This window comes from Streptomyces sp. SID14478, from assembly GCF_010548525.1.
Taxonomy (GTDB): Bacteria; Actinomycetota; Actinomycetes; order Streptomycetales; family Streptomycetaceae; genus Streptomyces.
In genome coordinates, this window is record NZ_JAAGMG010000679.1 from 1 (window position 1) to 9,993 (window position 9,993).

The following is a 9,993-nucleotide window of genomic DNA, read 5'->3' on the forward strand; positions in this document are numbered from 1 at the left end:
CCGTCGGCTCCGGCGGCGCCGCCGATGCCCACGGCGCCGCCACCGCCCGGAGTCTGATACCGGCACTTCGTTCCGAAGCGCGACGTTTGGGCGCCGGTATCGAGGAGAAGCAGGGAACCCGACCGTCGGCGCCGGCGATCAGGACGCGCGATCGGCTCACTGCTCTCCTCCCGGGGACGGGTGGGCGAGGCGCCGGCCCGCGTGCCGGACGCCACCCCGTCCCCGCCCACGCCCGAAGGAGGCAACCGGTGACCACGTACAGCGACCAGGAAGTGCACGCCCTCGCCCAGCAGTTGAGGGTCGACGCGGTCCGCGCGGCGGCCGCCGCCGGATCCGGCCACCCCACGTCGTCGATGTCCGCCGCCGAGCTGATGGCCGTGCTCCTCGCCCGCCACTTCCGCTACGACTTCGAGCGCCCCGCCCACCCCGGCAACGACCGGTTCGTCCTGTCCAAGGGGCACGCCTCACCGCTGCTGTACGCCGCGTACAAGGCGGCCGGGGCCATCAGCGAGGCCGAACTGCTCACCTTCCGGCAACTCGGCAGCCGCCTCGAAGGACACCCGACGCCGCAGCGGCTGCCGTGGGTCGAGACGGCCACCGGATCGCTGGGCCAGGGCCTGCCGGTCGGCGTCGGCATCGCCCTCGCGGGCAAGCGGCTCGACCGCGTCGGGTACCAGGTGCACGTCCTGTGCGGCGACAGCGAACTCGCCGAGGGGTCCGTGTGGGAGGCCGCCGAGCACGCCGGGTTCGAGCACCTCGACAACCTCACCGTGACCGTCGACGTCAACCGGCTCGGCCAGCGCGGACCCACCCGGCACGGCCACGACCTGGACGCGTACGCGCGCCGCTTCGCCGCGTTCGGCTGGCACACCGTCGAGGTCGACGGGCACGACGTCGCGGCCGTCGACCGGGCCTACACCGAGGCCCGCGACACCGTTGGGCAGCCCACCGCGATCCTCGCCCGCACGCTCAAGGGCAAGGGCGTCGCCGCCGTCGAGGACCGGGAGGGCCTGCACGGCAAGCCGCTGCCCGAGCCCGAGGAGGCGATCACCGAGCTCGGCGGCGACCGCGGCATCCACGTGGACGTCCAGGAGCCGCCTGCCGCACGGGTGTTGCACTCCGTGCGCAGCGGACACCTCGACCTGCCCCGCTACGAGGTCGGCGAGGAGGTCGCCACCCGCGACGCCTACGGCCAGGCCCTCACCGCGCTCGGCAGCTCCCGCGGCGACGTCGTCGCCCTCGACGGCGAGGTCGGCGACTCCACCCGCGCCGAGTACTTCGCCAAGGAACACCCCGAGCGGTACTTCGAGTGCTACATCGCCGAACAGCAACTCGTGGCGTCGAGCGTGGGGTTGGCGGCGCGCGGCTGGCTCCCGTACGCGTCCACGTTCGCGGCGTTCCTGAGCCGCGCGCACGACTTCGTGCGGATGGCCGCGATCAGCGGCGCCGGGATCAACCTGGCCGGCTCGCACGCCGGGGTCGCCATCGGACAGGACGGGCCCTCGCAGATGGGCCTGGAGGACCTCGCGATGTTCCGTGCGGTGCACGGCTCGACGGTCCTGTATCCGTGCGACGCCAACCAGACGGCCCGACTCCTCGCGCAGAGCGCGGACCTGGACGGCATCCGCTATCTGCGGACCTCGCGCGGCGCCATGCCGGTGATCTACCCGCCGGACGAGGAGTTCCCGGTGGGCGGCAGCAAGGTCCTGCGGTCCGGGAGCCACGACCGCGTCACGCTCGTCGCCGCCGGCGCCACCGTGCACGAGGCGCTGACCGCCGCCGACGAGCTGGCCGCGGCGGGAATCCCCGTGCGCGTCATCGACCTCTACTCGGTGAAGCCCGTCGACCGCGTCACCCTGCGCGACGCCGCGCGCGACACCGGCTGCCTGGTCACCGTGGAGGACCACCGGGCCGAGGGCGGCCTGGGCGACGCCGTCGCCGAAGCCTTCGACGACGGCTCGCCGGCGCCGCGCCTGGTCCGGCTCGCGGTGCGGACCATGCCGGGGTCGGCAACCCCCGAGGAGCAGTTGCGCGCGGCCGGGATCGACGCGGCGAGCATCGTCGCCGGCATCGCCCTTCTCGTGGAGCACGCCGTCACGCCCTGAACCGGGTCAGGCGTACGGCGTCGGGGCGCGGGTACCCGGGCTCGCCCCGACGCCGTACGGAGGCCCGATGAAGGACGCACGCACCCTCCGCGCCGGGCGCCCACGCGTCGCTCCGCGCCGCCCCCGCGAGGTGCTGCTCCCCGGCCGCGGCGAGCGGACGCGGGACCTCGCCAGGAGCGGGCTCGCCCCCTGCTACCGGGACATCACCTCCTTGCTGCTCCCGCTTCCGCGCGGCCGCACCCGCATGCCGGAGCGCCGCCCCGTTCGGTCTCGACGGGCCCCGCCTCCCCAGCAGGAGACCCAGGACGGCGGTGTGCCCCGCTGCCTCGACGAGCGGGCCCGGACGGCCACCGTCCCTGCCGTGGACAGGTCTGCTCGGCGCCGGGCGCCCGCTGGGACCGGCGCGGCGCAAACTCCGTACGTACGAGCTGAGTTGAAGGTTTGGCCAGGGCTCAACAGGTGACTCGGGATGTGAGGCTGCCATGACGAATACGAAGAAGACGCAAACATCGTCCGAGAACTCCACCGACAACACGAGCGAGGCGAGCCGCGTGACCGGGCCCATGGAGGTGCTGCGTGAGGCGCGCACGCAGCTGGCGGAGCTCACCGGCATGGAGGCCGAGTCGGTGTCGTCCTTCGAACGGACCGAGGACGGCTGGGAGTTGGACATCGAGGTGCTCGAAGTGTCCCGGGTCCCCGACACCATGAGCCTGCTGGCGACCTACCACGTGAGCCTGGACCCGCAGGGCGCGCTCACCGGGTACCGGCGCATCCGCCGCTACGAGCGAGGGCGGTCCGAGGCGCGCAGGTCCGGCGGCCAGTAGAGCACCCTCCCCGGCGCGCAGCGCGCCCTGCACGGACAAGCCCGCACACGCTACACAGACAAGGAGGACCGGTCTCCATGACCGTGGTTCCCGCACAGCAATCAGGCGGCGGTGGCGGTACCAGTGGCCTGTACGACGTTCTCGAACTCGTACTGGACCGCGGCATCGTCATCGACGCGTTCGTCCGTGTCTCGCTGGTCGGCATCGAGATCCTGAAGATCGACGTCAGGGTCGTCATCGCCAGCGTCGACACCTATCTCCGGTTCGCCGAGGCCTGCAACCGCCTCGACCTGGAGACCGGCGCGAAGAAGCCCTCGGGCCTGACGGACATCGTCGGCGACTCGGTGGAGTCCGGCGCCCGCGGCAAGACCAAGGGCGCCCTGTCCGGGGCCGCGCAGACCATATCCGAGGCGTTCAACCAGGCCCGTGACGAGGGCCAGGAGCAGCCGAAGCGCACCCGCCGTGCCGCACCGAGCCGCCGCAAGGAGGAGCAGGAGTGACCAGCACCTACATCTACGGCATAGCGAGCGCCGACCACCCCTCGCTGCCCGACGGCATGGACGCGATCGGCGAACCCCCGCGCCCGGTACGGATCGTGAAGGAGGGCCCGCTCGCGGCGATCGTCAGCGAGGCCCCCGACGACCTGCGGCCCAAGCGCCGCGACCTGCTCGCCCACCAGAACGTGCTGGCCGAGGCGGGCGGCGGCGGACCGGTGCTCCCCATGCGGTTCGGCAGCCTCGCACCCGACGACAAGGCCGTCGCGGACGTGCTCGCCGAGCGGGCCGACCACTACCAGGAGCGGCTGACCGCCCTGGAGGGCAAGGTCGAGTACAACGTCAAGGCACAGCACGACGAGCAGGCCGTGCTGCACCGGGTGATGTCCGAGAACCCCGAGGTGCGCTCCATCACCGAGGCCAACCGGCAGGCGGGCGGCGGGACGTACGAGGAGCGGCTGCGGCTCGGCGAGATGGTCGTCTCCGCGGTACAGGCCCGCGAGGCCGAGGACGCCGTCCTGCTGCAGCGCCTGCTGGAGCCGAAGGCCGAGGCCGTCTCGGTCGGGCCCGAGGGCACCGGCTGGCTCGCCAACGTGTCGTTCCTCGTCGAGCGGACGGCCGCCGAGCACTTCCTCGCCACGGTCGAAGCGGCCCGGCAGAAGCACACCCACCTCGAAGTCACGGTCAACGGGCCGCTCCCGCCGTACAGCTTCGTGGAGCCGGGTCCCTCGGCGCCGGTCGGCTCGGAGTGAGCCATGGGCCTCATCAGTGAGGTGCTGTTGCTGCCGCTCGCTCCCGTGCGCGGCTCGATCTGGGCGATGCAGAAGGTGCTCGAGGAAGCCGAGCGGCAGTACTACGACCCGTCGGCGGTGCGCGCCGAACTCGCGCGCCTGGAAGAGCAGTTGACGTCGGGCGAAATCGATCAGCAGACATTCGACCGTATCGAGGACCAGCTCCTCGACCGGCTGGAGGGCAAGTGAACCGAGCAGCACTCGGCCTCGCGATAGGGGCCGGTTACGTCCTCGGACGTACGAAGAAGATGAAGCTGGCGTTCGCCGTCGGCACGATGGTGGCGGGCAAGCGTCTGAAGCTGAGCCCGCGTGCGCTCGCCCAGATGGTGAGTACGCAACTGGAGAACAACCCGCAGTTCAAGGAGATCGGTGACCAGCTCCGCCAGGACCTGCGCGGCGTCGGCAAGGCGGCGTCGGGTGCGCTCGTGGAGCGCCAGATCGAGGGCCTCGCGGGCCGGCTGCACAGCCGTACGCAGGGCGTCCGCGACCAGATCTCCGGTGTGGCCCCCGACGTGGACGACGTGCGCGACGCCGGTGAGCGCGTGACCGGCACCGTGACCGGGACGGTGACCGGCCGCCGCGACGAGCGGGACGAGGACGCGTACGAGGAGGAGGACGAGGAGCGCTACGAGGACGACGCCGACGCCGAGCGCACGCAGAGCCGGGACAAGGACACGGACGACGGCGCGGACGAGGAAGCGGACGAGGAGCCGAAGCGCCGGCAGTCCTCGGGTTCGCGGCGGCGCAGCCGCGCGGACGAGAAGCCGTCCTCCGACGAGGCCAAGAGCCCGGCGCGCAAGGCGCCGGCGAAGAAGGCGGCCGCGAAGCGGACGGGCACCGCCAAGAAGGCCGCGGCGAGGAAGCCCGCCGCCAAGACGGCCGCCGCCCGCAAGACCACGGGCACCGTGTCCCGCGCCGCGAAGGGGGGCAGTGACCGTGGCTGACTCTCCGAAGAACGTGCTCGGCGGCCTCGCGAAGAGCGAGGCGGCGGACCACCTGAAGGCCGAGGCGCAGCAGTACCTCGCGGCGCAGGCCCAGAAGCTGCTGATGGGCGCGGGCCGCAAGCTCGGCGCGACCACGGTGAAGCTCAACGACATCGCGGACGGCAACAGCCCCGGTTTCGCCAAGCTCGCGCTGGACGGCGGCCGCAAGCTCGCCGAGGGCAAGAGCCCGATGCGCAGCGCCGTGGAACTGGGCGCGGGGCACCTGAAGGACAAGGTCGTCGGCGGGGTCAAGGGCCTGTTCGGCAAGGGCGGCAAGAAGAAGGGCGGCGCGGGCAAGAAGCCGACCGTCATCATGGAGTTCATCGACGTCGGCGTCGACCTGCGCACCGCGTACGACCAGTGGACGCAGTACCAGGAGTTCAGCACGTTCGCGCGGGGTGTCAAGAACGCCAACCGTGCCGACGACGTCACGTCCGACTGGCAGATGAAGATCTTCTGGTCCAGCCGGAGCTGGAAGGCGCACACCACCGAGCAGGTGCCGGACGAGCGCATCCAGTGGACGTCGGAGGGCGCCAAGGGCACCACGAAGGGCGTCATCTCCTTCCACCGCCTCGCCGACAAGCTCACCCGGGTCCTGCTGGTCATCGAGTACTACCCCAAGGGCCTGTTCGAGAAGACCGGCAACATCTGGCGCGCGCAGGGCCGCAGGGCCCGGCTCGACCTCAAGCACTTCTCCCGCTTCGTGACGCTGCGCGGTGAGGCGAGCGACGGCTGGCGCGGCGAGATCCGCGACGGCGAGGTCGTCGTGAGCCACGAGGACGCACTGGAGCAGGAGGAACAGGAGCAGGAGGAGCAGGAGCAGGAGCAGGGCAAGCCGGAGGACGACGCGTACGACGGCGAGGGCGAGCCCGAGGGCGAGATCGAGGACGAAGCCGCGGAACAGGGCGACGACGAAGACGACGCGGAGTACGAGGACGACGTCTACGACGAGGCGGAGGAGCCCGAGGACGAGGCCGAGGAGCCCGAGGAGTACGCCGCCGAGGCCGACGACGAGCCCGAGGACGACGGCTACGAGGAAGAGCCCGAAGAGGACCGCCGCGCGCGGCGACCGGCCACCGCCAGTGGCCGGGCCCGACGATGACCACCGCGAGCCGGATGCCCGAGTCCTACCGGGGTGACAGCGGGGCCAACCTCGCCGACATCCTGGAGCGGGTCCTGGACAAAGGGATCGTCATCGCGGGTGACATCCGCATCAACCTGCTCGACATCGAACTGCTCACCATCAAGCTGCGCCTCATCGTCGCCTCGGTCGACAAGGCGAAGGAGATGGGCATCGACTGGTGGGAGGACGACCCGGCCCTGTCGTCGGGCGCCCGCCGCAAGGAACTCGCCCGCGAGAACGCCGAGTTGAAGCAGCGCCTGCTCGAACTGGAGGAGGCGGCGGAGCCTCGGCGGCGGACGAAGGAGGAGGGCGCATGACGTCGGGCGACCTGTGTTACGTGTACGCCGTCTGCCACTGCCTGTCCGCGCCGCTGCAGGCCGAGCTCGTCGGCGTCGGGGACGTCGCGCCGAGGCAGCTGGAGCACCACGGCCTCGTCGCGATCGTCGGCGCCGTACCGGAGCGGGACTTCGCCGAGGCCTCGCTCCGCGCCCGCCTGGAGGATCTGGACTGGCTGACGGTGACCGCCCGCGCCCATGAGCGCGTGATCGCGGCGCTGACCACGGTCACCGACCCGCTCCCGCTGCGCCTGGCCACGGTCTTCCGCGACGAGAGCGGCGTACGGAGCATGCTGGAGAACGAGGAGGACCGCCTGCGCGCGGGCCTGGACCGGCTCGCCGGACGGGTCGAATGGGGCGTCAAGGTGTACGTCGAGGAGCCCGCGGCCGAGCCGGCCGAGGCCGCGACGCCCGCCGCCTCCGGACGTGAGTACCTGCGCCGCCGCCGCGCCGAGCGCGGCGCCCACGACGCGACCTGGCGGCGGGCCGAGGTCTTCGCGCAGCGACTGCACGACGATCTTGCGCTGCGCGCCGCGGCGACCCGCAGCCATCCGCCCCAGAACCCGGAGATCGCGCGTGTCGGCGGCCGCAACGTCCTCAACGCGTCCTACCTGGTCCCGCGCGCGGAGTCCGAGGAGTTCGTGGAGCGGGTCGGCGCGACGAAGGAGGACGAGTCGGGGCTGCGCGTGGAGCTGACCGGCCCCTGGGCCGGGTACTCGTTCACCGATGAAGGGGGAGGGACGCCGTGACCGTCATCGAACGACGCGAGATCGCCCTGGTCGACCTGCTCGACCGGCTGCTCGCCGGGGGCGTCGTCCTGACCGGCGACATCACGCTGCGCATCGCGGACGTCGACCTGGTCCGCATCGACCTGAACGCCCTCATCAGTTCGGTCAACGAGCAAGTCCCTTCCCCCTGGCCGGAGTTGACGTGACCCGCATCGAACTCGAACAGGACACCGTCGAGCGCGACCTGATGAAGCTCGTGCTCACCGTCGTCGAGCTGCTGCGTCAACTGATGGAGCGCCAGGCCGTACGCCGCTTCGACACCGGCGACCTGACGGAGGACCAGGAGGAGCGCATCGGGCTGACCCTGATGCTCCTGGAGGACCGCATGGCCGAGCTGACGGAGCGCTACGACCTGCGGCCCGAGGACCTCAACATCGACCTCGGGCCGCTGGGCCCGCTGCTCCCCAGGAGCTGAACGCCCCGGCGGCCGGGCCCGCTCGGGGCCCGTCTCAGGCCTGCTTGCGGCACAGGATCTCGCCGTGCAGCACGGAGAACCACGCGTCCTCGTGCGTGCCCCACTCCCGCCACGCCTCGGACACGGCCGTCAGCTGCTCGGCGCTCGCGTGCCCGCCGCCCACGGCCCGCTCCGCGTAGGTCGACGCGACCGTGCGCTCCGCCCACAGGCCGCTCCACCAGGCGATCTCGTCTGGTGTCGCGTAACACCACGTACCGGCCGTGGACGTGACGTCCCGCGGGGCGAAACCGGCCTGAAGCGCCCAGGACCTGAGCCTGCGCCCGGCATCCGGCTCGCCGCCGTTGGCCCGCGCGACCCGCTCGTACAGGTCCAGCCAGTCGGTCATCCCCGGGGAGGCCGGGTACCAGGTCATCGCCGCGTAGTCGGAGTCGCGCACGGCGATCAGGCCGCCCGGCTTGGTGACGCGGCGCATCTCGCGCAGCGCCTGCACCGGGTCGCCGACGTGCTGCAGCACCTGGTGGGCGTGGACCACGCAGAACGTGTCGTCCGGCCAGTCCAGCGCGTGCACGTCGGCCGTGGTGAACTCGACGTTGTCCAGGCCTCGTTCGGCCGCGGTGGCGCGCGCCCGGTCCAGGATCTCCTCGGCGTGGTCGGCGCCGGTGACGTGCCCGTCGGGGACCAGGGCGGCCAGGTCGGCGGTGATGGTGCCGGGACCGCAGCCGATGTCCAGGATCTTCATGTGCGGCTTGAGCGCATCGAGCAGGTAGCCCGCGGAGTTGGCGGCGGTGCGCCAGGTGTGCGAACGCAGCACGGACTCGTGGTGGCCGTGGGTGTACACGGCTGTCTCCTGTGACATGACCCGATCCCTTCACGGTGTGGCCGCCCGGGCCCAACGCCCCGGGCGATGCGCTCACCGTACGCCGGGCGGCCAGATCGTGAGATCCCCGTCTTGAGATGTGGACTCAGGGAAGGGTCACAGTATGGTCAGCGGCCGGTACACGCGCAGTGCCTCGTGCTGCTTGTCGATCGTCAACTCGCTGCCGCACTCGGTGACTTCACCGTCATACGCGAGCGGAGTGCCCGGCGAGACGCCCGAGACCCGCAGCCGGGTCAGCCGGGTCGCGGCGTGGAACGGCGAACGGGACAGCGGGCCCGACAGGGCCGCCGCGAGCAGCCGGACGCCCGGCAGCCGGCCGCCGTTGACGGTGCGTACGTCGAGGAGACCGTCGGCGAGGTCCGCGCGCCGGCCCGCCGTCAGCCCCATTCGCCGGTAGGTGCAGTTCCCGGCGAACAGCAGCCACAACGGCCGCTTCTCGCCGTGCACCTCGACCTCCAGCGGGTGATCGCGGCGCAGCACGTACACCGCCGCCACCACGTCAGCGAGCCGACCGCCGATCCGCCCCGACCAGCGCTCGCGCTCGCGCACCAGCTCCGGGTACGCGCCCAGGCTGAACGTGTTGAGGAAGATCCCCGACGCCTTGTCCGAGCGGAACCGGCCCACGTCGACCGCGACCGCGTCCCCGGCCTCGACCGCCCGCACCAGATCGCCCGCGTCCTCGATGCCGAGGTCGTACGCGAAGTGGTTCAGGGTGCCACCGGGCAGCACCGCGAGCGGCAGCCCGTGCCGCAGCGCCACCTGCGCCGCCGTGTTCACCGAACCGTCGCCGCCCGACACGCCCAGGGCGAGGGCGCCCGACGCCGCCTTCTCCAGCGCGTCCGGCATCTCGGGCCCCTCGCACTCCACGAACTCGGCGAGCGGCAGCGCGTCCCGCAGGACCCGCATCCTCTCCGGCGTGCCCGCCTTGGTGTTCACCACCATCACCAGGCCCTCGCCGCCGGGCAGCGCCGGCACGTCGTCCACCAGCGGACGCCCCGGCGACGGCATCTGGTGACGCGTCGGCACGAGGCCCCGTACGGCGAACGCGGCGCCGACGCCGAGCGCCGCACCCGCGAGCACGTCACCAGGGAAGTGCGCGCCCGTGTAGACGCGCGAGGCGGCCACCGAGAACGCCAGCGGGGCGACGACCGCGCCCCAGCCCCGCGACTCCAGGGCGACCCCCGTCGCGAACGCCGCCGCCGAGGCCGAGTGGCCCGACGGGAACGACGTCGTGAACGGCTGCCGCTTCAGCCGGCGC

General features: G+C 72.3%; 13 protein-coding genes. 11 read left to right on the top strand and 2 right to left on the bottom strand.

The genetic code is table 11. From position 1 onward, the window contains the following. Positions 1-248: 248 nt before the first annotated feature. The 11 genes from G3I40_RS22540 to G3I40_RS22590 all read left to right on the top strand — a co-directional run bounded on the left by G3I40_RS22540 (position 249) and on the right by G3I40_RS22590 (position 7,858). Complete coding sequence (locus tag G3I40_RS22540) at positions 249-2,105, top strand: transketolase (protein ID WP_164303951.1); 1,857 nt, start codon at positions 249-251, stop codon at positions 2,103-2,105. Positions 2,106-2,587: 482 nt separating this feature from the next. Then, entirely contained in the window at positions 2,588-2,929 is a 342-nt protein-coding gene (locus tag G3I40_RS22545) for a gas vesicle protein (RefSeq protein ID WP_164303952.1), read from the top strand. Between the two features lie 77 nt (positions 2,930-3,006). Beyond that, complete coding sequence (locus tag G3I40_RS22550) at positions 3,007-3,429, top strand: gas vesicle structural protein GvpA (protein ID WP_164303953.1); 423 nt, start codon at positions 3,007-3,009, stop codon at positions 3,427-3,429. Beyond that, complete coding sequence (locus tag G3I40_RS22555) at positions 3,426-4,175, top strand: GvpL/GvpF family gas vesicle protein (RefSeq protein WP_164303954.1); 750 nt, start codon at positions 3,426-3,428, stop codon at positions 4,173-4,175. Before G3I40_RS22550 ends, G3I40_RS22555 begins: the two co-directional genes overlap by 4 nt. A gap of 3 nt (positions 4,176-4,178) precedes the next feature. Beyond that, positions 4,179-4,403, top strand: a complete 225-nt coding sequence (locus G3I40_RS22560) for a gas vesicle protein GvpG (RefSeq protein WP_164303955.1) — start codon at positions 4,179-4,181, stop codon at positions 4,401-4,403. Then, on the top strand, positions 4,400-5,158 hold the full coding sequence (locus tag G3I40_RS22565) for a DNA primase (RefSeq protein WP_164303956.1): 759 nt from the start codon (positions 4,400-4,402) through the stop codon (positions 5,156-5,158). Before G3I40_RS22560 ends, G3I40_RS22565 begins: the two co-directional genes overlap by 4 nt. Further along, entirely contained in the window at positions 5,145-6,299 is a 1,155-nt protein-coding gene (locus G3I40_RS22570; protein ID WP_343244999.1) for an SRPBCC family protein, read from the top strand. The genes G3I40_RS22565 and G3I40_RS22570 overlap by 14 nt, the downstream gene beginning before the upstream one ends. Continuing rightward, complete coding sequence (locus G3I40_RS22575; protein WP_164303957.1) at positions 6,296-6,637, top strand: gas vesicle protein; 342 nt, start codon at positions 6,296-6,298, stop codon at positions 6,635-6,637. Before G3I40_RS22570 ends, G3I40_RS22575 begins: the two co-directional genes overlap by 4 nt. Beyond that, entirely contained in the window at positions 6,634-7,404 is a 771-nt protein-coding gene (locus G3I40_RS22580) for a GvpL/GvpF family gas vesicle protein (RefSeq protein WP_164303958.1), read from the top strand. Before G3I40_RS22575 ends, G3I40_RS22580 begins: the two co-directional genes overlap by 4 nt. Next, the gene (locus G3I40_RS22585; protein ID WP_164303959.1) at positions 7,401-7,589 is read left to right on the top strand and encodes a gas vesicle protein; all 189 of its coding nucleotides are present in this window, start codon (positions 7,401-7,403) and stop codon (positions 7,587-7,589) included. The genes G3I40_RS22580 and G3I40_RS22585 overlap by 4 nt, the downstream gene beginning before the upstream one ends. After that, positions 7,586-7,858: a gas vesicle protein K gene (locus G3I40_RS22590; protein WP_343245000.1), complete on the top strand. Its 273-nt coding sequence runs from the start codon at positions 7,586-7,588 to the stop codon at positions 7,856-7,858. Before G3I40_RS22585 ends, G3I40_RS22590 begins: the two co-directional genes overlap by 4 nt. Before the next feature lie 34 nt (positions 7,859-7,892). Here G3I40_RS22590 and G3I40_RS22595 read toward each other — a convergent pair whose 3' ends face one another. Further along, positions 7,893-8,714, bottom strand: coding sequence for a class I SAM-dependent methyltransferase (locus G3I40_RS22595; RefSeq protein ID WP_164303960.1), 822 nt, complete (start codon positions 8,712-8,714; stop codon positions 7,893-7,895). A 117-nt stretch (positions 8,715-8,831) separates the two neighbouring features. After that, positions 8,832-9,993 (bottom strand): bifunctional phosphatase PAP2/diacylglycerol kinase family protein (locus G3I40_RS22600; protein ID WP_164303961.1); only part of this gene is annotated, 1,162 nt, incomplete at its 5' end.

What these genes read in the sequence shown, in the direction of transcription:
- G3I40_RS22545 (WP_164303952.1), top strand. Translation starts at nt 2,588, where the DNA reads ATGACGAATACGAAGAAGACGCAAACATCGTCCGAGAACTCCACCGAC.
- G3I40_RS22575 (WP_164303957.1), top strand. Translation starts at nt 6,296, where the DNA reads ATGACCACCGCGAGCCGGATGCCCGAGTCCTACCGGGGTGACAGCGGG.
- G3I40_RS22550 (WP_164303953.1), top strand. Translation starts at nt 3,007, where the DNA reads ATGACCGTGGTTCCCGCACAGCAATCAGGCGGCGGTGGCGGTACCAGT.
- G3I40_RS22560 (WP_164303955.1), top strand. Translation starts at nt 4,179, where the DNA reads ATGGGCCTCATCAGTGAGGTGCTGTTGCTGCCGCTCGCTCCCGTGCGC.
- G3I40_RS22580 (WP_164303958.1), top strand. Translation starts at nt 6,634, where the DNA reads ATGACGTCGGGCGACCTGTGTTACGTGTACGCCGTCTGCCACTGCCTG.
- G3I40_RS22595 (WP_164303960.1), bottom strand. Translation starts at nt 8,714, where the DNA reads ATGTCACAGGAGACAGCCGTGTACACCCACGGCCACCACGAGTCCGTG.